The 574-nt window shown below is 65.5% G+C and carries 1 pseudogene; it reads right to left on the bottom strand.

The features are described from left to right. Positions 1–574 (bottom strand): annotated as a pseudogene (locus tag GTW58_RS13700) (IS3-like element ISAar24 family transposase); the annotation flags it as partial.

The raw sequence follows: 574 nt of genomic DNA on the forward strand, positions 1-574 counted from the left end.
GTGCACGGATTGCCATGTCCAGAGCGTTCACGACCAGGGTGGAGTCCTGTTTGGAGTCGATAGCCCAGCCGATGATCTTGCGGCTGCAAGCATCCAGCACGGCGGCGCAGTAGATCTTGCCCTCCCGGGTGGGATGCTCGGTGATGTCCGTGACCCACAGCTCGTTCAGCGCGAGACGGTGGAACTTGCGGTTGACCAGGTCGTCCGCTGTGGCGACCCCCTTGAGTCGCTTGATTCTGGCTGGGCCTGGAAGGCCACCGATTCCGGCGCGAGTCATGAGGACGGAGATGAGCCGGCTGGAACACGGAATGTTCATTCCGATGGTGAGCTCGGCGTGGATGCGGCGGTAGCCGTAGGTGCCGCGGGAGGCGACGTGGATCTCCCGGATCAGGCCGGTCAGCCAGCGGCGGCGCAGCTCAGTGGCACTGGTCGGGCGCTTTCGGTACCGGTAGTAGCCCTGACGGGAGACGCCCAGTAGGCGGCAGCAGGTGCTTGTGGGTGCCCCGGCGTCGACGAGTCGGTCGATCACCGGGTGCGCCCTTTTGGGGCAACTCCTCCCTCCTCGTCGAGCCAC

It is taken from the genome of Kocuria subflava (assembly GCF_012163155.1).
GTDB classification, from domain to species: domain Bacteria; phylum Actinomycetota; class Actinomycetes; order Actinomycetales; family Micrococcaceae; genus Kocuria; species Kocuria subflava.